Origin of the sequence: Robiginitalea aurantiaca (assembly GCF_030380815.1) — a bacterium.
In the GTDB taxonomy this organism is placed as follows: Bacteria; Bacteroidota; Bacteroidia; order Flavobacteriales; family Flavobacteriaceae; genus Robiginitalea; species Robiginitalea aurantiaca.
The window spans coordinates 1-24,049 of the sequence record NZ_JAUDUY010000011.1; the positions used below are offsets into that span (position 1 = coordinate 1).

A 24,049-nucleotide genomic window follows, 5' to 3' on the forward strand; every position below is an offset into this window, starting at 1 on the left:
ACCGATGGTGACGGCGTACCAGATGGATGCGACATATGCACAGGCGGGGATGATTCCATCGACTCTGACGGGGATGGCATCCCGGATTTCTGTGATACGGATACCTGCGATAGCGTGACAGTAACCATTAATTTTGATGATTATGCCAAAGAAACATCCTGGGAACTCCTGGATGAAAATGGTGTCGTTGTTTTAGAAGGTAGTGGATATTCGGATGCAGATGATTTTACAACTATAAATGAAAGCATCTGTCTTGAGGATGGTTGTTATGACTTTATCATATACGATAGCTATGGTGATGGAATATGTTGCGGTCAATACGGTGATGGCAGTTACAGTGTAACCCGGGCCGATGGAACAATAGTGGCTTCAGGAGCATCTTTTGGGGCTTCTGAAACAACAAATTTTTGTATAGGAACCGGAAGTATCGCTTTACAAGCACCATTAGCATCTAACAATAATCTGGTTGTATTTCCTAATCCTGCAAATGAAGAGGCGTATATAGGTTTTGAAGCACCAACTGAGGTATACTTCATACAAATTTTTGACATCACGGGTAGGTTAGTTCAGCAAATCGATGGAGGTCTTATCGACTATAATGGGATTCCATTAAATATTCGCGAATTACCCATCGGCGTTTATTTTGTTCGGACAACTAACAATGTAGGGATGCGCTTCCAGGGTAAATTAATAATTGAAAGATAGTTTGGATTGCATACCTTGGAAAATAAATATACTCGATAGACCTACGGCAAAATAATCACTCCTCCCCTTCCTGCAAAAGGATGATTTTATTTAGTTATCCTTGGGAACGGTCACAGAATTTCATTGCAGACTTATCTGGCGTGTGCCTTTCGGGGAGTTATCTGTGGCCAACTAAAATACTTCAACGATTAATTGTGTATTTTGGTTCACTTTTTTTGATAACCTATCATATCTGGATTTCTTTGTTCAATAAATCGGAACTCGAAAAAGGCTATTAACTAATACTTTATCTAGAGAATGCTTGAATTGAAGTTTTTTCCTATTTCAGTTGAGGAGGATATATGGAGATATAAGTCACTACTTTCTCAGATCGATCCTTACAATCCATATTCCCGTTATGAATTGATCGATTTGGAGTCCAGCAGAGACAATAAAAGTCTGAATTACTTTTTACTTACTTCTAAAGGATTACCAATTGTTTTAATGCCATTTTATCTTGAAAAGATACATATAGAAAATGAACCTACTGCCTATTTTGACGTTACCACCCCTTGGGGATATATGGGGCCTATAGTGAAACCTGAGAACATTTCCATCCTGGAATCATTTTGGAAAAAAGCAGACGAATGGTACCGTTCAAATAATGTGATATCTGAGTTTGTCAGATTCAGTTTCAATGGGAATCAAATGGGCTATTCGGGCACTATAGCACATACCTTATCAAATATTCGGGGAAGGCTTCTGTCAACGGAGGAATTATGGGGCGGATTCAAACGATCCGTAAGAAAAAATTACAATACTGCCATTCGAAATCAATTGGTTTATAGGATTTATCACAAAAACATTCCTGTTGAAAAAATTGAGGATTTCTATTCGATATGGAAAGGAACCATGGATCGATTGGAAGCTGCTCCCTCGTATTACCACTCTTTGGATTACTTCAGTAATTACATTTGTAATAACGAAGACTGCTGTGCATTGGCAATCGTGGAGAATCCGGATGGGGTTGCCATTTCGACAGAATTACTGCTCTTCAATGAGGATACCATGTTTTCTTTTTTGGGAGGGACGGATGCGAAATACTTTGCCTCAAGACCAAATGACCTCTTGAAAATAGAGTCCATGAAATGGGCCAGGGAGCAAGGGCTGAAATATTATATGTTGGGAGGTGGTTTGAGTGATGGGGACACCTTATATCAATATAAGAAGAAGTTTTTTCCTGAGGAACCAGAGGTGATTTTCTACACCGGAAGAAAAATTGTTAACCCGGAAGTCTACGGCGAAATTAGTTTATTATCCGGTTTCGGATATTCAGAACCCTTTATCCAAAACGATTTAAGCAATCGTTTTTTTCCTAAATACAGAAGCCAAAAAGTGAGCCTTTGATTAGATCAGACTCATTTTATAGATTCGGGGTTAACAAAGGATTGAAGGCTTAACCAGAGATGTATTTTGGCGCTTAATCTATAATTAGATTAGTTAGTCTATATAACATAAAGATTTATTAGCGTATATATTATCTTTATCTGACTGATCATGGGCTGCTAGCACCTTAAACTAATAGTTTAAAGCATTTCCGAAATCAAATGATTATCCTTTTTAATATGGCTGAATTAGTTTTTAGCCATGACCATAAAACTTGGGAGTCTTGTGACACAATATAATCAAGAGAGTATTCAGGAGATCACCTTTATCGGGGCTGGTATTGCTACGGCATATTCGCTACTAGGTTTAATAGAAAAACTGAAGCAGAGCAACATCAAAACGCCTTTAAAGGTTACCATTATCGATAAACACCCGGACTTCTTCAAAGGGATTCCATATGGTGACAGATCGGGTAACTCTGTTTTACTGATTAATGCCCTAAACCGATTCATGCCGGAACCACACAGGGGTAAGTTTGTTGCATGGTTAAACCAAAACAGGGATGCTCTTTTGGATGATTTTCGGAAAAATGGAGGGGCAAAAACTGAAAAATGGGTTTCTGATAATCTATCGAGCATTCTCGAAAATCAATGGGATACATTATATATTCCCAGGTATTTCTACGGAAAGTATATCTCCGAATTGTTACATAATGTGATTTCAGAAAATGAACAAAGAGGGGTCATTAAACTCTCTTACGTTCTGGACCAGGCAGATGATATTACTAAAAGTGAATCCATTTTTACAATTATCACACAAGTAGGAATAAATATTCAATCTAAACTTGTTGTGTTATCTGTTGGCTCTCTACCTACCAAAAGAGTCTTTGAACAAACCCCCGTCATTAAGGATCATAATTTTTTATTGATCAATGATCTGTACGAAGATAGCCTGCCATCGAGATTTAAAATGATCAGGGACTTTTTAGCAAAAAGGAAAGGTCAGGATACCAATGTATTGGTCCTAGGGGCAAATGCAAGTTCTCTTGAGACACTTTATAAGTTTTCTGATGAGGAGCAGCTAAATCAGAATGTCACAAATTATACTGTTTTATCTTCTCAGGGCATTATGCCGGATTCAGAGGTAGATACAGAGGGGCAGAAGAGATTCATTCCTGAGCATCTGAAAGCACTTTCAGATGTAAAAGAACTAACAGCCGAAAAAATTGCAAATGCTGCTTACAGTGATCTGTCCGAAGCTCGGGAATTGGGTCTTGGCGCTGCCTCGACGGTTAATGTGATCTCAAAGCATGTCGGGATTTTGCTGCCCAGACTGAGTTTTTCAGAGTCGAAAGTTTTTGCCTGTGAGTACGGCAACAGTATTGGCCGAATGCAGCGCTGTGCGGGGGCCCACTATACAAATACACTAAAAGAATTGAGCAAAACAAAGCGCCTTCGCCATATAGCTGGGCGGTTTTTCGCATTGAAGCCTTCAGAGAAAGGAGAGGCAGGACTACATTTGGAATATATAGCACGCCACTCTGGTAAAAAAAGTCTGGATCCTATGGATTTTAACATTGTGGTGAACTGTATGGGAGCTACTGATCTGAAAAGTAATGATACGCCATTATTATTGAAAAATTTAATTTCCAAAAACTTTATCACACCAAATGCTTCAGGTATAGGCCTGGAGGTAGATTCCGAATTTCAGGGGTCTGAAAACCTATTTATTATTGGGCCTTTGCTAGCTGGTAATGTAATTGATAACAAACCACTTTGGCACCTTGAGCACTGTGGTCGCATTATTTGGAGCAGTAACCTTATGGCTAGCAGTTTAGCCCAAAGAATTTATACTGCAATAGCTTAGCCCATTTTAAAGTAATCTTTTTATTCGTTCTGCGTTTATTATTTACTCACATTTGCAAAGTTTTAGGAATGCGTAATCCTGTTCAAATAGCGCGGTAAGGATAATTCTAATGATTGCAGCCAAGTATTGATTATAATTTATGACAAAAGGGGTTCTGAAAATATTAACTCTGAATATCCAAAGCGACCGAGATAAATTCGTCCAATTATCCAAACAAGTCTATCCGAGTTATCCTTTTGTCAGTTTGAAGTACATCATTGAATCCAAGATGCAACTGGAGACATTGAAGAGTTTTATCTATTACGTGGAGGACACCCCAAAAATACTTATGCTCTTTCATCAAAGACCAATCCTGGTTGGAGAAGAGGAAACGAGTTATTATGACACGATAAGTCCTTACGGTTATAGTGGTCCAATGTTCCGGTTGCCTGCAGATCCTGAAATTATATCTGCCTTTTGGACAGCCGTTGATTCATGGTATCATAGAAACAATATCGTAAGCGAATTTATTCGTTTTAGTCTTAATAACAATCACTTGTGCTACAATGGCTGTATCATGGAGACCCTTGCCACTGTTAGGGGTAAAATAGTTCCCGAAGAGGTTCAGTTTTCGAATTTTAAGAAAAAAGTTCGAAATAACATCAGGCGCGCCATAAAGAGTGAACTCACATCGGAAATTCATTTCAAGGAAATACCGCTTAAGGCTATTCTTGAATTCTATAAAATCTATACGGATACTTTAGAAAGGCATAAAGCGATAAAACGATATTATTTCGGGTTAGACTATTTTAAGAACCTTCTCCGTCAGGATCACGAAGATAACAGCTATGCATTAGCTATTATTCGAAGGGATGGCATTCCAATCTCAGTAGAGTTATTAGTGCTAACCAGGGAAACTGTATATTCCTATCTGGGGGGTACTGACGTGGCTTATTTTGAATATAGGCCTAACGATTATCTTAAATACTGTGTAATAAATTGGGCCAGAGATAAAGGTTATAAATATTATAACCTTGGGGGAGGCCAAAAGGCAAATGACTCATTGTACCGTTACAAGAAATCGTTCTTTCCAAAGGACGAAGATCTGACATTCTATACAGGCCGGAAAATTATCAATAAGGAAGTTTATAATAGCCTTGTTGAGGAGTTTTGTAAATCGAATAAACTACCCATCCCGAAATCCTCTGACCCTTGTAAGGGAGGATTTTTTCCGCAGTACAGGATCGAAAGCATATAGATTCCGCTAAGTTATTCTGAGAAATTAAATAGGCTCACCATATTTTGTGAGACCAGTGTGCAGATCATTCTTTATACCTGATAATCCTTCCCGGATTTCCGACCACTACGGCTTTATCTGGGACGTCTTTAATCAGAACACTACCTGCTCCAATCAAACAACTTTCCCCTATTACACTAATCCCGGTCATCCCGGTTACCCCGATTCCTATAAAAGCACAACGCTTAACCCTTATAAGGGCTCCAATATTCACACCAGAGGAGAGAAATACTCCTTCTTCAATTACTGTATGATGGGCAACCGTGCTGGAGGTATTCATCATGAAATAGTTTCCAATACGGGTATGGGGCATGATAATGTTCCCAGGAAACATGTAAATAGCTTCTCCCAAATGAACATCAGGACCAATAACCACAGATGGATGTATATAACTTGGCGTGTTGTATCCAAGTGCTTTTAAGGAAGATAAGTACTTTACTCTTATGATATTGACCCCGAGAGGGCAATATACATCATCGATCAACTCTTGATACTCAGAGGTGAGAAGATCATTATAGGTACCCATAACAGGCAGTCCAAGAACACTTTTTCCAACGAGATCCGGACTGTCATCAATAAAACCTATGACATTCACGTCTGCCTCCCGAAGGTATGAGCACAAAACCTGTCCGTGCGTTCCAGCGCCAATAATTATAGATTTTTTCATTTAATTGTGCCACTTCGTTTGTGGCCCGTTAAGGTATTCTTAATTCTATAGTTAATCAAATTGGAAGGTCAAACAGATAGTAATTGTCGTTGAACTTATTGAGATAATCGAATTGGAAATTTACAGTTGTTATATTTAAATAGACTATAGACTTAATGGTATGGGCTTAGTAAAACGTTGTGCCTTAAGATAATACTTATTTCAATATTCGAATCTAGTTGGCCTGGATATTAATAATCATGTGTACGAATTTTTGAGCTCCAAAAATGTAATAAACACCATCATGTCCAACGACAAACATTTTACCTTAAGCTCTTAAAATTATTCAGCCTTTAAAGGTTCTTTATTCCCTTGAGATTCCCGCTGCTCTCAAGAAATCCAAAAATAGAATAGTTGAGATCTATTCATGTTCAGAATACTCTGGATGGAAATATTCCTAATAATCCTGAATGACGATCTCCACCCTCCTGTTGATGGCGTGCTCTTCTTCTGTACAGCGAACCCCATCTGCACAAGAATTCAGCAACTGGGTCTCCCCATGGGCCGAGGTAAGGATGCGATCTGAACGAACACCCTGCCCTACCAGGAATTCTTTGGTTCTATCTGCCCGCCTTTGGGAGAGTAATTGATTATACGCTGCAGGTCCTCGTGAATCGGTATGGGCACTCAGTGAAAATGAGAGTGCGCTATTTTTCTCCATAAAAGCTGCTGTTCTGCGCAGTGTTTCTTTGGATTCATTTGTAAGGTTTGCGGAATCGAAAGCAAAATTAATCGAGCCGAGGTCTTCAAGTTCACGTTTCAGGGCTTCCCGTTTTTCGGCCTCCTCTTGCTGCCTGGCAGCCTCAGCAGCCGCAAGGGCTTCTTCCCGGCGCAATTGCTCTTCCAATGCCCTTTTTCTTGATAGTTCTTCTGCATTCTGAATGGAATCGGCCACCCGTTGTTCCTCAGCTTTCATGGCTTCAATAAGGGCGAGTTTCTCCGCTCCCTTCTTTGTTAACTCCTTTTCCATACCAAATCGATAGACCACACCTGCCCCGTGCTGTATGTGATTCGTACTCTCGCTTTCGAGACCCCACTTTCCTGTAGAGTTCAGATCTGCCCCCCAGCGTTCCGAAAACCACAACCGAAAGCCGATTATCGCATTTGCGGTTCGTCGTCGCACCTCGGTTTGGGTATACCCAAGTCCTGCTCCGATATAGGGGTCAAAAATTCCGGTTTCTCCGACAAGCCTGTTCAGGTCGTAACTTATTCGTGAATCAACAGCCCAGTATTCCGATTCCTCAGTTATGGGCTGTCCATCGATGACCTTGCCTTCTTTAAATTTGTTGTAAGTTCCAATTAACTCCAGACCGATGCCACTTTTGAAATAGCGCCCAAAACTGAGCCTGGAAGGATATGGAACTGTGTTCCACATTTCAGAAAGCGCATAATTCTGCCTGGCCCTCCAGGAATCGTCAACAATATTAATTCCCAGTCCGGCAAGCCAGTAGCTCGTGACAAGACTGTCTTTTTTGGTGAGTTGTGGTATGGTATCATTTGGAAGCGCAGTAGGCAGTTCCTGGCCCATTAAAGGATAGATCGCCAGCAGTATGACTACTAAGGCATAGTTGATTCGGTAAAGCATGTTACTCAGATTTGGGTACCACAAAGATATGCCAGGATGCCCTTATTCCAAGTTGGGTTCTATGAACTACCTCTTAGTACGGGCCAATGACAGGACTTCCATATTGAATCGCCATGCATAATACGAAAAATGGAGAATCCTCAGACCAATAACCCTATTAAGGGGTTGAACGAACAGGTTCAGACAATCATACCCGCTGCTACCGTTTCATTGGTCATGTCGTCTACAAGAATCACACTCCCTGTGGTGCGGTTTTCGCGATACGAATCGATCATCAGCGGCTTGGTTGTTCGAATCCGGGCTTTACAGATCTCATTCATAGATAATTCCTTGTCGTCAGGGTTCCGGTTCAGGGATTGGATGTCAATTTTATGGATCACCTCCTTGATCACGGCTTTTTGCTGATTTGAAGTATGCAGGATCGTATACTTTGCCCTGGGTTTGGCCGGACTGTTATTCAACCAGCATAACATAACTTCCAGGTCCTGAGTGGCCTTCGGCTGGTTGTTCGATCGGACGATCATATCACCACGACTGACATCAATGTCATCTTCGAGACTTATGGAAATAGACATGGGAGCAAAAGCTTCTTCCAATGGCCCATCGGGCCCTTCAATTCCCTTAATTCGTGAGGTAAAACCGGATGGAAGAACAGTTATTTCATCACCTTTCCTGAAAATACCCCCAGCAATACGTCCGGCATAGGCCCGGTAATCGAGATATCCCTCGCTTTGGGGGCGCAGTACGGTCTGAACCGGGAATCGGGCATCTACTTTATTGATATCACTGCTGATATGCAAGGTTTCCAGGGTATGAAGTAAAGGAGCACCCATATACCATTTCATATGCTCCGAACGGTTTACCACATTATCGCCCAACAATGCAGATATCGGGATAAATCGAATATCCGGGATCAACATTTTAGAGGCAAAAGCCTCAAACTGATTGACAATAGACTGATACGTATCCTCCCTAAAATCGACAAGGTCCATTTTATTAACACAGACAATGACATGTGGAATATTAAGCAGGGAGGCGATAAATGCGTGGCGTTTGGTCTGTTCAATCACTCCGTGGCGCGCATCGATCAAAATAATCGCTGCATTCGCCGTTGAGGCGCCAGTAACCATGTTTCGGGTATATTGAATATGCCCTGGGGTATCTGCTATAATGAATTTTCGCTTTGGGGTGGTGAAGTACCTGTAGGCTACATCTATAGTAATACCCTGTTCGCGTTCATCCTTCAAACCGTCCGTGAAAAGGGCTAAATCAACCCCATCCAATCCTTTTTGCTTACTTGTCGTGGTCACTGCTTCCAACTGATCCTCAAAAAGGGATTTGGAATCATACAACAACCTTCCAATCAGGGTGCTTTTACCGTCATCCACACTTCCGGCGGTGGTAAAACGCAATAATTGACTTTTATTTAGTTCCATGGTATAATTTATTCTTTAGAAATAACCTTGCTTTTTACGATCCTCCATTGCAGTTTCAGATCGCTTATCATCCGTCCTGTTCCCACGTTCGGTCTGCCTTAATGCAGAAACTTCCTCGACTATTTTGGAAAGGGTATCCGCTTCAGATTCTATACCTCCCGTAATGGTAATATCACCCAAAGTTCTGAATCGAATTTTCTTTACTTCAACGGCTTCATTTTCCTCAATAATTAAATATTCGGATTTGGGAATCCAGGAATCATTTCTCCATACTACTTCCCGTTCATGGGCAAAATACAAGGATGGTATTTTTATATTTTCGCGTAAGATATAATTCCAGACATCCATTTCTGTCCAGTTGCTAATGGGGAATACCCGGAAATGTTCGCCTTCGAAGCACTTTCCATTAAAGATATTCCAAAGTTCGGGTCTCTGATTCTTTGGATCCCATTGGCCGAAATCGTCTCTATGTGAAAAGAAGCGTTCTTTTGCCCTGGCCTTTTCCTCATCTCTTCTTCCTCCGCCAATAGCGCAATCAACTTTATGTTCCTCGATTGCATCTAACAAGGTTGTGATCTGCAAAGCATTCCTTGTGGCATTTTTTCCGCGTTCCTCGGCGACGCGCCCCTGATCTATTGATTCCTGAACGGATCCCACGATTAAAGACACGCCTAAAGCGCTGATCAAATTATCACGAAACTCAATCGTTTCCGGGAAATTATGTCCGGTATCCACATGCATCAGGGAGAAAGGAATCTTACATGGGTGAAAAGCCTTTTTAGCCAAATGGGTAAGGACTATTGAATCTTTTCCGCCTGAAAAAAGGATTACCGGATTCTGGAATTGTGCCCAGACTTCCCGGATCACATAGATGGCTTCGGATTCCAGTTCATCCAGGTAATTCAAATAATACTTGCTCATGCTTTACTGCTTAATTTGTCAATTATCAATGGAATGATATGTTCGACGGAATCCTCAACTGAGAGTTCCGTGTTTAGTTCTAATTCAGGGTTTACCGGTGCTTCGTAAGGGGCAGAAATACCCGTCATATTGGATATTTCTCCTTTTCTCGCTTTCGCGTACAGGCCTTTTACATCGCGCTGCTCACAGATTTCCAGAGGGGTATTGACAAAAACCTCAATATAATTTTCTTTACCCACCAGGGAACGGATTTGCGCGCGGTCTTTCTCATAGGGAGCGACAAAGGCGGCAAGGGTGACGATACCTGCATCGACGAATAATTTGGCAATTTCACCTATGCGTCGAATGTTCTCTTCCCGATCCTCGGGACTGAAGGTTAGGTTTTTGTTAATTCCTTTGCGAATATTATCCCCATCAAGCACATAGGTGTGAATCCCCATGTTATAAAGGCGTTGTTCAAGAGCATTGCAAAGCGTAGACTTTCCGGACCCGGAAAGTCCGGTGAAAAAGACCAAAAAGGAGTTATGGCCTTTCATCCTCTTGCGTTCCTCACGATTCAACTGATAAGAATGTGGAATAATATTGTCGCTCATTTGTACTCTTTATTGCTTCTTCGGGCTCCCAGTCCATAATTTATGTTGTACCAGGTTCTTTCGTGAAAATAATACAGGACCATTTTTGTAATTACCTCAACAATACCAATCTGAAGACCCGTTAAAGGGTTGCCGGTAATAATCCATGAAAGCAGGATTGTATCCAAAGTGCCGATCATCCGCCACGAGACTGTCTTCAATAGGTGACGTTTTCTGCTTTCATGCATTGGCGACCTGAACCATAGTCTTTCATGCAGATAATACAAAATCATTTTGGTAATTACCTCCGAGAATCCGATTTTAAGTCCTGTAAAAGGATTCCCTGTAATAAACCAGGAAATTATTACAGTATCCAAGGTCCCGACAAGGCGCCAGGTAACCGTTTTAGCAATATGTCTTTTTCTGCTTAAATCTGACATAATTACATACTTACCAAAAAATAAGGATTTAGCAGGTTTTCCTTATTGTATACTAAGGGTTCTTCAGTATTACCTGTTGTTACTTTTAACCCCAGGGCTTCTACAATAGCGCTGCCTGCGGCAGTATCCCATTCCATGGTCGGTGCAAACCTGGGGTACATATGTGCCTTTCCTTCAGCAACCATGCAAAACTTTAGGGAGCTCCCTTTGGACACAATTTCAATTTTTTCAAATTGGTTTTGCATCTTATTGATGAAGGCCTCTGTTTCAGGATTCATATGCGAACGACTCCCTACCAATTTTAAGGATGTGGATGGGGAATTGGCAGGTTGTAGTCTGTCTGACGACATAAATAGGGGTGTTACCAAGGTGTGTTCTGAACTAACCATGGTTTTAAAAGCCATTCCACTATCGACATCCCCGTAGTATAATTCCCGGGATACGGGAACATAGATTACGCCGAATGTGGGTTTTCCATTTTTACAAAAGGCAATATTCACCGTAAACTCACCATTTTTTTTGATGAATTCCTTGGTGCCATCCAATGGGTCTACGATCCAGCAGGAATCCCAATTTTTGCGTACTTCATAAGGAATTTGCTTATTCTCCTCGCTTATTATTGGGTATTCGGTTTGAGTTAAGTATCTGTTTATGACATCATTTGCGGCCTGATCCGCCTTGGTCAAAGGGGAATCATCCGCCTTATGCACAACCTCGATATCATTCGTGCTATTGTAAATATTCAGTATCGCCTTTCCGGCTTCAAGAGCTGCTGCAATTGGATAATCTATTAAGAACTTCTTGATCATAAAGTGTAGGCTCAGGGATTTCTACGTTCCCGGTTCGTTTGATACGACATCAAATTCCTATTGATTCTGGTTTCCTAAAATTACCAACACAATGTCTAAAGTGAATTTTAGAAACATCGTTTAGCTTTAAAAAATATGCCACAAAGTTACTACTTTATTGCGGTCACATCAGAATTGCGAAATCCAGACAAATTATCCCTTGAAACGCCAAGGTTTATGGGCAAATACTGAGATATCTTTATATGAAATTTAAATGGGATTTAATCGAACGCATTTTTATAGCGCCATTTGTACGCCAGTCGATAAATGTCCTCGTACATCGGAAGGATTTTGAGAATGTCAAATTCGCAGGCGACCTCGTAGGCTTGCGTTTTAAAGGTTTCGAGCATTTCCTCGTCCCTGAGCAGGGTTAGGGTGTTTTTTACCATGTCGTCAACGTCACCAACGTCGCTGAGAAAGCCCGTGACCCCCTGTCTGTTCACTTCCGGAATCCCCCCGGTATTGCTGGAGATTACAGCAACCTTGTTGATCATGGCTTCCAGGGCAGACAACCCGAAGCTCTCCTTTTCAGAAGGCAACATAAAAATATCCGAAAAACACAGGATGCGATCAATTTCATTACTGTTGCCCAAAAATACGACCCGGTCAGTGATGCCCAGTTTTTCTACGGTAAATTCGGCGTGCTCCTTTTCAGGACCTTCCCCGATCATGATAAGTTTGGCCGGCACTTCCTGTTGAATCCTGTAAAACGCCTCAATGACGTCAGGGATGCGTTTAACCTTTCTGAAGTTACTGACGTGGGTTATAATTTTTTCATCGTCATTTGCGAGCAAAGACCTTTGACAATCCGTGTAGTTGTGTCCGTACTTGCGTTTATCCACAAAATTAGGAATGACGTGAACCTCCTTGGTGATATCAAACAATTCGAGGGTATCGTTTTTCAGGCTTTCTGAAACTGCCGTTACCATATCCGATTTATTGATGCTAAAATTCACTGCAGTACGATAAAAAGGATGATTCCCCACAAGGGTGATGTCTGTGCCGTGCAGCGTAGTGATCATGGGAATATAAATCCCTTCCTCCTTCAACATCTTCTTGGTCATATATCCGGCATAGGCATGGGGGATCGCATAGTGCACATGCAATACTTCGATGTCGTACATTTTTATAGTATCCACCAATTTACTGGAAAGGGCCAGTTCATATGGCTGGTAATGGAATAAGGGATACTCAGGGACAAAGACCTCGTGAAAATGGATGTTATTGCTAAGCAATTCCAGACGCACAGGTTGCTTGTACGTGACAAAGTGTATTTCATGCCCCCTCTGGGCTAAGGCAATTCCCAGTTCCGTGGCTACAACACCACTCCCTCCGAAAGTCGGATAACAAACTATAGCGAGTTTCATAGGAGGTAAATTTAAGTTTTATATACGTGTTTAATTGATAAGGGAATCATAAATAGCCTGTTGGATGCGGGAACGCAGGCCGCTTTGGATCAACATGGTGTTGGAGGAGGAAGGATAGGTGCGGTTGGAAAGGAAGACGTAGACCAAACCGGTATCCGGGTCGGCCCACGTAAATGTTCCTGTGAAGCCACTATGTCCAAAACTCCGGTGAGACACGCATCCGCAGGTAGGACCGGGTTCCTCGAGTTGGGGTTTGTCGAACCCCACACCCCGGCGTACATTTTTATTGCAGAAATAGCATTTATTGAATTTTTCAATTGTCCTGGAATTCAAAAACTGCTTGCCTCCATAATTACCACCCTGGAGATACATCTGCATAATCTTAGCAACGTCATTGGCATTGCTGAACAGGCCGGCGTGACCTCCTACCCCGCCTTGCATGGCGGCACCCATATCATGAACAAAACCACGCACGACCTGGTAGCGGTAGTAATTATCCACTTCAGTGGGCATTATCTGGGACTTCGGAAAATGCTCCAGAGGCCTGTAGGTCGTTTGTGTTGCCCCCAGGGATTTATAAAAATAGGCATTGGTCAGCTCGTCGAGTGGTTCGTTATATGAGTCCTCGATAAATTTCTTGAACACGTAATAGGGTACATCGCTATACCGATAACGGTTGGATTTCAGGGACTGGCGCCCTATCCGATTGTAAATGGAGTCGTTATAGGCATCCGAAAGATACATGCGCTCCGCGACCTGGATGGAGAAGCCGTCCGCTGGATTCGGACGGTAAAAATCCGGGGAAGGTCTCCGGTCCTTATTGAGGGTGTCTAAATAAAAGGCAATCCACGCCGGCAAACGGCCATAGTGGCTCAAAGCCTTAAGCACAGTCACATCCCGGAGTTCTGTTTCGGCATAGTCAGGATTTAACTCCCCAAAGGTGGTTTCAAAACTTATCCGACCTGTCTCCTCCATTTCCATAAGCATTGGAAGGGTCGCCAGGATTTTGGTCAGGGATGCCAAATCGTATAAATCGGTGGTAGATACTTCCTGTTCTGAGTCGTAGGTTGGTTTGCCATACGCTTTATGAAAGACAACCTGGCCGTGACGTGCGATTAAAACCTGTGCCCCCGGGAACATCAGCGAATCCAAACCAATCTGCATGAGGCTGTCCACTCTTGAGAGTCGATGGGCATCCAAACCCACCCGATTCGGGACACTATAACCAAGCCGGTTCAAAAGTTGGGTCGTCTCTCCGCTCCCTGCCGGAAACGTAGGATGCGCGGTAACCGGCAGGCGTCCTTTTGCCTCAAATACCCCAAAGAGCAATTCCGCAGTCGTCTGCTGGGCTATTACACTATTCTGGTATGACATTACGAGTCCGTCAACTCTGTCGAATGAAAGAACATCCGATAGGATATAGGGTTTGGCAAAAACCGCCAGGATCGAATTCGAAGTTGGCTGACGCGAAATTTCCTCCAGCCAGAAAAGTTCCTTTTCTGAAAAACTGTGTTTCTTGTACGGCGACTCATTGGATTGATGCATGCCGATAATGACCAGGTTGTATTCTTTGAGTTTTCGGTTCAAAGTCCCAATATCATTAGCGGAAACCTCGTCGATTTCAGCGTATTGGCGGAGTCGCTCTAAAAAGGGCAAATGATCTGCATCCCCGAATCTGACATAGGCAATTTTCTTGTTCTCCAAATTCTTAATCCCTATAATGTCCGCGCGGTTTTTAAGCACGGTAATAGCCCCTTCCATAGCGCGCTCGCCCAGCAATTCATTATCCAATGAATTCAGGTTCTGAGTAAGCGTTGTGGTCTCTATGGGAACATAGCGATGCAATCCCGCCTTATACTTGGCCTTCAATATCTTTTTGACTGAGGTTGCCATGCGGGATTCCGATATTTTTCCAACCATATAGGCCTCGAGAACCGCGGCATAATCAGTTTCCAGGTTCTCTGGCATAAGCAGCAAATCATTTCCCGCCATAAAAGCACCAAGAGATGCATTATCCACACCTTCATATCCGGTAACACCTTTCATGTTTAAGGCATCCGTGCATATCAAACCCTGAAACCCCAATTCCCTTTTAAGTACAGTGCGCATAAGTTTAGGGGACAGAGAGGTAGGCTCTCCAGGGACACCTGTAAGGGCGGGAACATCGAGATGTGCAATCATGATAGCATCCAAACCTTCTTTAATAAGGTTTCGGAAGGGTACCAATTCCACAGTATCGAGCCGTTGACGATCAAACATTACCTGAGGCAATGCTTTGTGAGAATCGACTTCCGTATCCCCATGTCCCGGAAAGTGTTTGGCTGTGGTCAATATGCCTGCCTGCTGCATGCCTTTCATCAGGGCAACGGCGTGCTGGCTGACCTTTTCAGGATTCTCCCCAAAAGAGCGGTTCCCAATTATCGGATTTTTCACATTGGTATTGATATCCACTACGGGGGCGAAGTTGAGATGTACTCCCATTTGACGGAGTTGGGTTCCCATTTGCCTTCCGATGTCCTTAATGAGAAGCGTATCCTGAATGGCCCCAAGGGTCATGTTCCATGGAAAGGAATAGGTAGAATCCAGGCGCATTGCCAATCCCCATTCCGCATCCAATCCGATAAGCAGAGGTACTCTGGAAGATTCCTGAAGCGCATTTGTAAGCCGTGCCTGGGCGTGTGGGGTTCCACGGGAAAAAATAAGGCCGCCAATTCCATATTCCGAAATCCATTTTTCCGCCTTACTTAACGCTCCTTCCTCCTTACCGGATTCTGAAGTAATCATTGGCATAAATAGCTGGCCCACCCTTGCCTCCTGCGTCATATTAGCATATTGGGCTTCAACCCATTGGGCTTGAGCGGTTGTATCAGGGGAAATTAAAGGATCGGATTGCGCAGCCCCCCATCCTGGCAACAGGAGGGATACAAGAATTATTGCAAGCAGCTTAAATCCTCTCATAATACGTATAGGGCCGGGTTTCGAAATCCGTTCTTATTACCTTGTGTCCCATGAAACCTAAAAAAATCGGCTATGCCAACTCTCCGAGGCCGGAATCTCCCAGTTTTCAGTGTATTCGTGCTTGTTGGCCACCAGATTATTGAAAACAATGGTTTTGCCTGAAACCGATCGCGCTTTCGCCATTTTTTTAAATTCATCAAGGGGCTTATAAGCGATGTAGGGGCCCTGTTTATAGGTGACATTCATCCGGTCCAACAAATTCACCCCATACTCGGATTCCAGGGACTGAAGAAAATGAACAGAGGCGTCAATACTGCATCCGGAGGCGGAAGCCTGTGACTGATCCAGGCCAATCACGATGAACCGATTGTAGGGGAGCTCAAATCCTGCATTAAGATCACTTCCGTGGGCCGTCCATTGGGTAAGAAACCTCTCGAGATCTTTCCTTATTTGCTCAAGTTCATCCCCGGTAAAAGGTCTGTTGGACTGATAGACCCAAATCCGCGCTTCTTCAGGCAATGACTCAAATGGAACTAACATAGCAATTGTTTATCTGCAGTTAAAGGTCCGCCACTCCGTCGAGCAGTTCGGCAATATCCATTACTTTAATACGCGCTTCTTTTTCCTTGTTTTTTACACCATCCGTCATCATGGTATTGCAAAACGGGCAGCCCGCCGCGATAATATCCGGCTGTGTCTCCAGGGCCTGTTCAGTTCGCTCAATATTGACGTCTTTATCTCCTTTTTCCGGCTCTTTGAACATTTGTGCACCTCCTGCCCCGCAACACAGACCACGCTCTTTACAGTTCTTCATCTCAACCAGTTCAGCATCGATCTTACGAATGATTTCCCTGGGAGCTTCATAGACCCCATTAGCCCTGCCCAGATAACACGGATCGTGAAATGTTACACGCTTGCCGCGGAACGAGCCCCCTTCTACCTGCAACCTTCCATCCCTGATCAGGTCCCGCAACAATTGGGTGTGGTGAAGCACCTCATAATTCCCGCCGAGTTGAGGGTATTCATTTTTCAGTGTGTTGAAACAGTGCGGACAGGTGGTAACTATTTTCTGAATGCCGTATCCATTGAGGACCTGGATATTAACAGCTGCCTGCATCTGAAATAGAAATTCATTCCCCGCCCGCTTCGCCGGGTCACCGGTACAACTTTCTTCAGTGCCCAATACGGCGAATGATATCCCCGCCTTTTGCAGCAAATGCACAAAAGCCTTGGTTATTTTTTTGGCCCGATCGTCAAAGCTACCGGCACAGCCAACCCAGAACAAGACCTCTGGCTGCTTTCCCTGCGCGGCCATTTCGGCCATTGTGGCCACCTTGGCACCTTTTGTTTGCTTATGCTCCTGTTCCATTAATTCTCCTCATTCCAGTTCAGGCGATCCATCTGGTTAAAAGGCCAGGGTGCCCCATTATTTTCAATATTACTCATCATCACATTCAGGTCAGATGGAGCAGCTGACTGTTCCATCACCAAATATCTTCTCATGTCCAGGATTATGGACAATGGATCGATGCTCACGGGACAGGCCTCAACACAGGCATTACATGAAGTACAGGCCCAGAGTTCCTCTCGACTGATATAGTCATCGAGTAATTGTTTTCCGTCGGGTTCCCAGTTTCCCTTGTTGGCGTCGAGCTTGCGGCCCACTTCTTCCAAACGGTCCCTGGTATCCATCATAATCTTTCTCGGAGACAGTTTTTTCCCGGTCTGATTGGCCGGACATTCACTTGTACAACGCCCGCACTCCGTACAGGTATATGCATTCAATAGCTGGATTTGGTTCAGATCCATCACGTCAGAGGCTCCGAATTTATCAGGCGGAGGGGTGTCCTCTGCCGGTGCGGCAAACGGATCTGCATTGGGATCCATCATCAGGGCTACTTCCTTCTGAACCGATTCAAGGTTATTGAACTGCCCCTGTGGGGTGAGCCTTCCAAAAAAAGTATTTGGAAAAGCAAGCAGGATATGCAGGTGTTTGGAATAGTACAAATAATTCAAGAAGAAAAGAATCCCAAGGATATGCAACCACCAGGCACCACGCTCCACGAGTATCAGGGTGGACTCCGACCAGGAGGACATCCAACCTGCGATATAACTGCTCACGGGAAAAGCTCCTGCCATTTCATAATGGGCCGAACCGAGTTCCTGAAGCCGCAAATCTGCAGCATTCATGGTGAGGAAAAGTGTCATCAGGATTACTTCGATATAGAGGATCCAGTCCGCATCTTTTTTTGGCCATCCCTTCATCTCTGGCTTCCAGAAACGCTGTAGTTTCAAGGCGTTTCGCCTTAACCAGAAAATCACAACCGAAACGATTACCAAAAGGGCGAGGATTTCAAAAGAACCGATCAGGAAATCGTAAAAACCGCCCATAAACGCAAATATCCTGTGTGTTCCAAAAATTCCGTCAATTATGATCTCGAGAACCTCTAAATTAATGATGACAAACCCCAGATAGATAATAATATGCAGGATGCCAGCTACCGGTCGAACGACCATCTTCTGTTGTCCCAGGGCGATGCGGGCCATGTTTTTCCATCGCTGTGAAACCGGGCCGTCAACACGGACTGTCTTGCCCAGGCGGATATTGCGCATCAGTTTTCTGACATTGGCGCTGAAATATCCTATGCCCGCGGCCAGGGCCACGACAAACAGTATGTTAGGTACGATTTCCATCAATTTGGATCTGATTGTTCTGCCGGATCACTTTCGGGCAGGTTGTATTCTTTCTGCTTCTTTCCAAAGACGGAAACATTGACATAGCGTTTTGGGTTCAGACGAAGATCCTGAAGTAAGAGATCCAGTTCATGAGAGGCGCTGGCGAGGTTTTCGTAAAGGGCTTCGTCCTGAAGTAATTTACCCATAGTCCCTTCCCCCTGCTCCAGGCGCTGCAACACCACATCCAGGTTAGCCAGGGTGGATTCCATACTACGCACCGTCTGGCTCAGTCCCGCATTGGCGAGTGAATCCGAAATTTTTGTGAAATTGACCGTGATTTCATGGATATTCCCAATAGCGCTATCCAGTTCTCCCTGGTTTTCGGTCAAAAATTCATTCAGGTTGTCTGTCGTACCCTGCAGACTACCGATTAGTCTGTTGAGCCCCTTGACACTCTCCCGGAGATTCTGCTGCGTATCTTCGTCCAGAACCCTGTTGAAATTGACAAGAACGGAATCTGCATTGGAAACCGCATCTTCAACTTTGTTTTGAAGGGGCGTGAGTTTTTGTTGTACAAGTTCGGTGATCCCGGGTCGGATCCGCGTGGGTATGGTATCCCCGGACCGGGCAGATGGACTCTGATCAAAAACAGGAATGATCTGAATGCCTTTTCCTCCAATAATCCCCGTGTCATAGAGCTCGGCAATACTGTTTTCAGAAAAATTGAAGTCATTGCTTACGGTAAAGGTCACGAGTAATTTTCCGGAACTGTCTTTGAACTTGATATCATTGACTTTGCCCACACTGAATCCGTTGATTGTAACCTGTGTTCCGGTTTGCAGTCCGCCAACCTGTTCGTATACCGCATAGAATACTTTGCTATTGTCAAAAATGGGATTGGATTTCAAATAACTGAACCCCATGATGAATAACAGGATACCGCCAATGACAATAATACCTGTTTTAAGTTCTCTGGAAAATTTCAAAGGTTGAATTTTGGGTTCAAAACAAAATTAGAAATAAATTAATTACCCTCCCCGATCAATTCGAAAGGTACTTCACAGCCTTATCAACAGGGATGCGTTCTCCATCCTTATAGGCTACAATATAGGCCTGCGTATATCCCTTTTTTATTGCACCCGCCTGCAACACCTTCGCCTGTTCATAAGAAGTAGTACTGCCGTAAAGGATCCGATACATATTATTGACCGGCTCCTTTGACAAGGTGTTGAGCCCTTTGAAATTGGATGGTGTAAGGGCCATATCTTTACTGACGGCCATTAACTGAACCTTAAAGAGCACCTCAGGCTTATCTGAAACTGCCGGTTGGATATCCTTTTTTTCGGATACCTCCGAAGCGACATTCTTCTCCTCTATAGGATCTTCTGCAATTATTGCTTTGGCCCCGGATTCCTTTTCGTCAATACTCGTAATATCCTTCCCATTGCTCTTTTCCGTGTCAGGGGTGCCGGCTGCAACCCCTGCCGTAACGGCTGCTTGCCCAGCCTGGGCACCTTCTCCTTTAACCTGGGCCTGCTTTATCTCATCTGCCGCAACCTCAACGGACTTTTCGGAAACAGGTGGCGTGTCTACTTCCGGCTCCTCCGTTTTTTTCAGGGCAGGGACCACGCTTACCACTTCGGTGGATTCATTGGTATCCTCTGCATCCGCGGCCGACATTCCTGAGCTGGCATTCAGCGTTGTACTGTTTGAGCGTATGGTATTTCGATATTCCAGAATCGCATTCGCAATGGCCTGACCCATATCCTGCTGACCCTTTTTGGAATTGAGATACTGGCCTTCATCCCGATTGGTCAAAAACCCGGTTTCAATAAGAACACTTGGCATAAAGGTCTGATGCAACACAATGAACCCCGCCTGTTTTACTTTCCTGTCCTTTCGCTTTAAATTTCCCGTAAATCGATCCTGCATCAACTTACCCAATAAGATACTCTGATCCAGAAACTCCTCCTGCATGATGGTAAGGCCGATCACCGATTCCGGAGAACTAATATCGTAATCGGCATACCGGGATTCGTAATTATCCTCCAGGTAAATTACCGAGTTTTCCTTTTTGGCCACTTCGAAGTTTTGTTTATTGGCATGTAAACCAAGGACAAAAGTCCCTGCACCATTGGCATTGGAGTTATGCGAATCACAATGGACCGAAACAAAGAGGTCGGCCTGGGCCTTGTTGGCGATTTCCCCTCTTTTGTATAAATCCACAAAAGTGTCATCATCCCGGGTATAGATCACCTTTACATTGCCATCCGCTTCAAGCGCCTTTCCAGCCTGTAGTACAATACTAAGGGCAATGTTTTTTTCAAGGAAGCCATTACCGAGGTTTCCCGGGTCATGACCGCCATGTCCGGCGTCCAGTACAACCGTAAAGGGAATATCCCCTGCCGGGTCCCCAAGGGCAGCCTGTGCCTTCAGCGTATTTGAGCTGAAAAAGATACTTAGGGTTGCCAGAAATGCGTAAAAGCCCGTTATGGTGTGTTGAGTCTTCAATTCTATGCGGGTTAAAATTACCTAAAGGTACGCCTTGCAGAAGGAAAAATATGTAAGTTTGACCACTGAATTTCAAGCGAACTCACTACAAAAATAGAACTTATCGCTTTGCAATCAAAGATACATCTGGGACTTTTCCTGGGTTTGGTGTTGATGGCCATCGGGGGATTGTCCGCTCAGGAAGATTTGGTCAAGCCACTTCCGATCAAAGCTGTAGGCGATACTTTAAAGGCTCCGGATCTCACGTATCTGCTCAGAAACATCGATTCTGTAGGGACGGATACCGTTCAGACTTCAGAGAGTGCCCTTCTTGATAAGGTCCGGTATACGGCCAAGGATTATGTGCGCATTAGTCAAAAGGATAAGAAAATTTACCTCTACGACGAGGCTGAAATCTATTATCAGGACACAGAACTCAAAGCGGGTGTCATCGTCCTTGATTACATCAATAACGAGGTTTACGCCGGACGCATCAAAGATTCCCTGGGGAATTATACCCAGTTGCCCTATTTTAAACAGGGCTCCAATGAAGTGATCCCAGACTCCATCCGATTTAATTTCGATACCGAAAAGGCTATTATATGGAATTCCCGTTCTGAACAGCAAGCGGGGTTAGGCCAGTTGGGAAGCGAGGCGATGAAAGTGTATGCTGAACGCACAAAAAAAGAAAATGATTCGGTTTATTACTTAAGTGAGGGGAAGTTGACCACCTCCAAAGATACCATTGACCCGGATTATTACATCAGGGTTCGCAAGGCGAAGTTTGTCCCAAACAAAAAGGTGATCGCAGGTTTTTCCAACCTTTATATCGTGGACGTTCCTACCCCGATTGCCCTGCCATTTGCATATTTCCCGCTGTCGTCCGGGAGAACAGCTGGTATTCTGATGCCTACTTTTGGAATGGATCCGGACCGCGGGTTCTTTATGCAAAATGGGGGATATTACCTCCCGGTGAATGATTATGTGGACCTAACGGTAACCGGGGATCTGTACAGTAATGGAAGTTATGGGATACGGGCGCAGTCCGTTTATGCGAAACGCTACCGCTACAGGGGGAATTTCAATTTCCGATACGAAAATCTGGTGACCAGTCAGAAAGGTTTTGATGATTATTCAAGGTCGGCCATCTACAATATCCAGATATCCCATACGCAGGATGCCAAGGCGAATCCGAATTCACGTCTTTCCGCATCGGTAAACCTGGGAAGTAGCCAGTACTACAGGAATTCACTTATTCAACAAAACCTGCCCAATACCCAGGTCAATAACCTGTCTTCATCTATTTCGTATTCAAGGACATTTCCAACCTATCCTTCCGTCAATTTCAGTTTGACTGCCACACATAACCAGAATACGAATACCGATGTGGTGGATCTTACACTTCCCACCCTGCAGGCAAGTATGGACCGGATTTTTCCACTGGCCAAAAGGGACGGGATAAAAAAGGGGGCAATACAGAATATCAATTTACAGTACAACCTGAATGGCCGGTATGGGATCCGGACCACTACGGATAAATTCCTGACCGGAGAAATGTTCGAAAATGGGCGGCTTGGAGCCGAACATCAAATCCCAATCGCCACGAATTTCAAGATTGCAAAGTACCTCAGTGTTTCCGCCGGAGGTACCTATCGGGACGTTTGGACCTGGGAGACCTATCCTCAGCGATATGACCCGGAGACAGAGACCGTAGTGAGGGATACCATTTCCGGATTTGACCGTTTTAACCAGTACAGCCTGAGCGCTGGCCTGGGCACCACGGTTTACGGGACCTTCGATTTTGGGGAAGACAAAAAAATCCAGGCCCTAAGGCATATCATGAGGCCAAACGTCACTTACGGGTATGCCCCTTCCTTTGATCAGTATTACGACGAGGTGGTGAACGAATCGACGGGGTCAGTTTCCAGTTTTACGCGATTTCAAAACACTCCTTATGGCACCCCGAGCCAGGGGCGCTCCAATGCGTTTAGTTTTGGCCTGGCAAACACCCTGGAAGCCAAAGTAAGGGATAAGGACAGTACAGCTTTGGAGCCTAAGAAGGTCTTTTTACTCAACAGTTTTAACCTTAACGCAAGTTATAACCTCGAGGCGGATTCCCTTCGGCTGAGCCCTATTAATCTGACAGGGGGAACGACCTTTATGGATAACAAGATCAATGTTAATTTTGGGGCGAGTATGGACCCATACGCTATCGATAATACAGGAAGGCGGATCAATACCCTGAACATCGATGCGGGAGGTGGACTCGTCAGGATTACCAGTGCCCGGGCCAATATCGGATACACCCTGAGCAGCAGGGATTTCCAAAAAGATCCCGAAGAAGAGGAAGAAGAAGAGGAATTTGATCCCTACAGTGGAAATAATTACGTCGCTTCCAGTGGCGGTAGGACGGACGAACTTTTTGGAGCTGCGGATAATTTCAATCGCAGTGCTTTCGAGGGGAGAGATCCTGCTTCCGTTGAAAACCCCATTTTTGGAACAAAAATCCCATGGAATTTGAGCCTGCAGTATGCCGTCACCTATAACAACAGTGCGCGACAGGGTTCCATAACAAATAATTCCCTTATGTTCCGAGGAAATGTGGAGTTGACCCCCAAATGGCGTGTCGGGCTTTCCTCGGGGTACGACTTTGTAAATAAAGGGTTTACATTAACACAGTTCCAGTTTGAACGCGACCTGAATAGTTTTCATTTGAAGTTTGACTGGACGCCCTTTGGAGATTTTGAACGCTGGTACTTTTTTATCGGGATCAAGGCCAATCTTTTGAAAGATCTCAAATGGGAGAACCGCAGCCAACCCTCAAATATCCGTTAACAC

Annotated in this window: 19 protein-coding genes and 1 pseudogene; 5 read left to right on the forward strand and 15 right to left on the reverse strand. The window is 44.1% G+C overall.

The genetic code is table 11. From position 1 onward, the window contains the following. The 4 genes from QU605_RS13875 to QU605_RS13890 all read left to right on the forward strand — a co-directional run. Window positions 1-705 (forward strand): T9SS type A sorting domain-containing protein (locus QU605_RS13875; protein WP_289725924.1); only part of this gene is annotated, 705 nt, incomplete at its 5' end. Between the two features lie 297 nt (window positions 706-1,002). Next, window positions 1,003-2,091 (forward strand): GNAT family N-acetyltransferase, encoded by a 1,089-nt coding sequence (locus QU605_RS13880; RefSeq protein WP_289725925.1) that lies wholly within the window; start codon window positions 1,003-1,005, stop codon window positions 2,089-2,091. A 240-nt stretch (window positions 2,092-2,331) separates the two neighbouring features. Continuing rightward, a complete protein-coding gene (locus QU605_RS13885; protein ID WP_289725926.1) occupies window positions 2,332-3,936 on the forward strand; it encodes an FAD/NAD(P)-binding protein in 1,605 nt (534 codons plus the stop codon). Between the two features lie 244 nt (window positions 3,937-4,180). Beyond that, window positions 4,181-5,173 carry a lipid II:glycine glycyltransferase FemX gene (locus tag QU605_RS13890; protein ID WP_289725927.1) on the forward strand — a complete coding sequence of 331 codons (993 nt, stop codon included), beginning with the start codon at window positions 4,181-4,183 and terminating at the stop codon, window positions 5,171-5,173. Between the two features lie 64 nt (window positions 5,174-5,237). Here QU605_RS13890 and QU605_RS13895 read toward each other — a convergent pair whose 3' ends face one another. The 15 genes and pseudogenes from QU605_RS13895 to QU605_RS13960 all read right to left on the reverse strand — a co-directional run bounded on the left by QU605_RS13895 (window position 5,238) and on the right by QU605_RS13960 (window position 21,157). Continuing rightward, window positions 5,238-5,879, reverse strand: coding sequence for a NeuD/PglB/VioB family sugar acetyltransferase (locus QU605_RS13895; RefSeq protein ID WP_289725928.1), 642 nt, complete (start codon window positions 5,877-5,879; stop codon window positions 5,238-5,240). Window positions 5,880-6,315: 436 nt separating this feature from the next. Continuing rightward, the gene (locus QU605_RS13900) at window positions 6,316-7,503 is read right to left on the reverse strand and encodes an OmpA family protein (protein WP_289725929.1); all 1,188 of its coding nucleotides are present in this window, start codon (window positions 7,501-7,503) and stop codon (window positions 6,316-6,318) included. A 179-nt stretch (window positions 7,504-7,682) separates the two neighbouring features. Continuing rightward, entirely contained in the window at window positions 7,683-8,939 is a 1,257-nt protein-coding gene (locus QU605_RS13905; protein WP_289725930.1) for a sulfate adenylyltransferase subunit 1, read from the reverse strand. Window positions 8,940-8,954: 15 nt separating this feature from the next. Next, the gene (cysD, locus tag QU605_RS13910; RefSeq protein WP_289725931.1) at window positions 8,955-9,860 is read right to left on the reverse strand and encodes a sulfate adenylyltransferase subunit CysD; all 906 of its coding nucleotides are present in this window, start codon (window positions 9,858-9,860) and stop codon (window positions 8,955-8,957) included. Continuing rightward, complete coding sequence (gene cysC, locus QU605_RS13915) at window positions 9,857-10,453, reverse strand: adenylyl-sulfate kinase (protein WP_289725932.1); 597 nt, start codon at window positions 10,451-10,453, stop codon at window positions 9,857-9,859. Before cysC ends, cysD begins: the two co-directional genes overlap by 4 nt. After that, the gene (locus QU605_RS15475; protein WP_434967936.1) at window positions 10,450-10,653 is read right to left on the reverse strand and encodes a DUF2061 domain-containing protein; all 204 of its coding nucleotides are present in this window, start codon (window positions 10,651-10,653) and stop codon (window positions 10,450-10,452) included. The genes cysC and QU605_RS15475 overlap by 4 nt, the downstream gene beginning before the upstream one ends. Before the next feature lie 51 nt (window positions 10,654-10,704). Next, window positions 10,705-10,872 (reverse strand): annotated as a pseudogene (locus tag QU605_RS15480) (DUF2061 domain-containing protein); the annotation flags it as partial. A gap of 2 nt (window positions 10,873-10,874) precedes the next feature. Continuing rightward, window positions 10,875-11,681, reverse strand: a complete 807-nt coding sequence (gene cysQ / locus QU605_RS13925) for a 3'(2'),5'-bisphosphate nucleotidase CysQ (protein ID WP_289725934.1) — start codon at window positions 11,679-11,681, stop codon at window positions 10,875-10,877. Between the two features lie 260 nt (window positions 11,682-11,941). Next, the gene (gene bshA, locus QU605_RS13930; protein ID WP_289725935.1) at window positions 11,942-13,087 is read right to left on the reverse strand and encodes an N-acetyl-alpha-D-glucosaminyl L-malate synthase BshA; all 1,146 of its coding nucleotides are present in this window, start codon (window positions 13,085-13,087) and stop codon (window positions 11,942-11,944) included. Between the two features lie 30 nt (window positions 13,088-13,117). Then, window positions 13,118-16,045: a serine hydrolase domain-containing protein gene (locus QU605_RS13935; protein ID WP_289725936.1), complete on the reverse strand. Its 2,928-nt coding sequence runs from the start codon at window positions 16,043-16,045 to the stop codon at window positions 13,118-13,120. Between the two features lie 57 nt (window positions 16,046-16,102). Continuing rightward, complete coding sequence (locus tag QU605_RS13940) at window positions 16,103-16,585, reverse strand: ABC transporter ATPase (protein ID WP_289725937.1); 483 nt, start codon at window positions 16,583-16,585, stop codon at window positions 16,103-16,105. Window positions 16,586-16,604: 19 nt separating this feature from the next. Further along, on the reverse strand, window positions 16,605-17,414 hold the full coding sequence (locus tag QU605_RS13945; RefSeq protein WP_289725938.1) for a (Fe-S)-binding protein: 810 nt from the start codon (window positions 17,412-17,414) through the stop codon (window positions 16,605-16,607). Next, a complete protein-coding gene (locus tag QU605_RS13950; protein WP_289725939.1) occupies window positions 17,414-18,739 on the reverse strand; it encodes a 4Fe-4S dicluster domain-containing protein in 1,326 nt (441 codons plus the stop codon). The genes QU605_RS13945 and QU605_RS13950 overlap by 1 nt, the downstream gene beginning before the upstream one ends. Beyond that, the gene (locus QU605_RS13955; protein WP_289725940.1) at window positions 18,739-19,707 is read right to left on the reverse strand and encodes an MlaD family protein; all 969 of its coding nucleotides are present in this window, start codon (window positions 19,705-19,707) and stop codon (window positions 18,739-18,741) included. Before QU605_RS13955 ends, QU605_RS13950 begins: the two co-directional genes overlap by 1 nt. 55 nt (window positions 19,708-19,762) lie before the next feature. Beyond that, window positions 19,763-21,157 (reverse strand): N-acetylmuramoyl-L-alanine amidase family protein, encoded by a 1,395-nt coding sequence (locus QU605_RS13960; RefSeq protein ID WP_289725979.1) that lies wholly within the window; start codon window positions 21,155-21,157, stop codon window positions 19,763-19,765. A gap of 183 nt (window positions 21,158-21,340) precedes the next feature. Here QU605_RS13960 and QU605_RS13965 point away from each other — a divergent pair, with 183 nt between their 5' ends. Continuing rightward, window positions 21,341-24,046: a putative LPS assembly protein LptD gene (locus QU605_RS13965; protein ID WP_289725941.1), complete on the forward strand. Its 2,706-nt coding sequence runs from the start codon at window positions 21,341-21,343 to the stop codon at window positions 24,044-24,046. Window positions 24,047-24,049 lie beyond the last annotated feature (3 nt).